Below are 1,334 nucleotides of genomic sequence, written 5' to 3'. Positions count from 1 at the left end.
GTGCTAGCTGACCGCGGTGCTGATCCAGCCGAACTGTCGCTGCAAGCCAAAACCTCTCCGCGGAAGCGGTCGGCTTAGACTCAAAGGGCAGGAAGCCAGCTTTTATGACGTGCCCGGGAAAAAATCAAAGCTGCGTCCCGGATTAGACCGCGTGATCACTGTACGTGTTTAAAATCGCGGAAACAGCTGCCTTGGTTTCCGGCGGCAGTTCCGGCTGCTCCAGCACTGCCAGCATCTCCTTGAGGTCATTGTCAATGCGCTTCAGCAGGTCCTGATCCGCAAGCCCGGCGTTGCTCAGCGGGATGTTCGGGCCGAAGTAGCGGGAATTCCAGACCCGGGTCCGGCAGTTGTCGACCGTGTGCTGATGGGCGAGGAAATTACCGTTGGGGCCAACCTCGCGGATCAGGTCGATGGCCATCTGATCGGCCGAGATTTCCAGGCCCTGCCACATCTTGCGCAGCAACCCCGCAAGGTCGTCGCACAACAGCAGGGCGTGCAGCGAATAAGTGAGCCCCTGATCGAGCGAACCCATGTAATCGATCGTGGCCGGGCGGTTGTAGAACATCTGGGTCATGTTCGATGAGATTTCCCAGACTGCATCCTGGTTGAAACGGCGGGCAACGGAACAGCCGCCGATCCCTGTCAGCGACGGAAACCCCAGCGAGCGGCGCGCCTGGCACATCGCCATGTCGCCGACTGATGTCTGGGAGAAACTGCCGATGGCGCCGGTGACCGGCTCCATGAAATTCACGTCAGAGCTGCCCAGGCAGAAACTGCCCTCGGCAGCCAGCTGTCCAAGGACGACTGCAGCAAAGTCCGTCATCAGCGCGTGGGTGATGCAGCCGGCCAGGGTGATGGGCGACGACGCACCGCCAATCGGCAGGGTGCCGACACTCACAGGGATGCCCACCCTGGCGGCGGTAATGATCTGGTCCGAATGGATCCGCGCAAGGTTTACCGGCAGCGGTGTGATCAGATGCAGGAAATAAGGCTTCTGCCGGAGCGCCTGGTGCGTTCCGCGCAGCGCGGCCGCCATCTCGATCACCGCATCCAGCGAGGAAGGGTGTTCGCAAAGGTATTCCAGCGGCTTGGTGGTGTTTTCCATCAGGCAGACAAATTCGTCGATCTCGCCGAACTGGTTCGACTGTTCGACATTCTTCACCGCAATGCAGACACCGTCGACATGCGGCAGCTTGTCGGCAATCCGGGTGATCAGCGCCAGGTCCTCCCGCGTCGAAGGGCGCGGCTCACCGGAGTCCGCGTCATAGACCGCGATGCAAGTCATGCCGGGCATGAACCATGTGTGCTCGCAATCAATCGAGATGGGGTTTTCA

The 1,334-nt window shown here is 60.6% G+C and carries 1 protein-coding gene; it reads right to left on the bottom strand.

The genetic code is table 11. From position 1 onward, the window contains the following. Positions 1-142 precede the first annotated feature (142 nt). The coding region (locus A2I95_RS38635; protein ID WP_291737685.1) for a trimethylamine methyltransferase family protein at positions 143-1,334 on the bottom strand (1,192 nt) is incomplete at its 5' end.

The organism is Leisingera sp. F5 (assembly GCF_001593695.1).
Note: the sequence above shows the minus strand (reverse complement) of the source record. Positions and strands in the feature narration are given on the sequence as shown.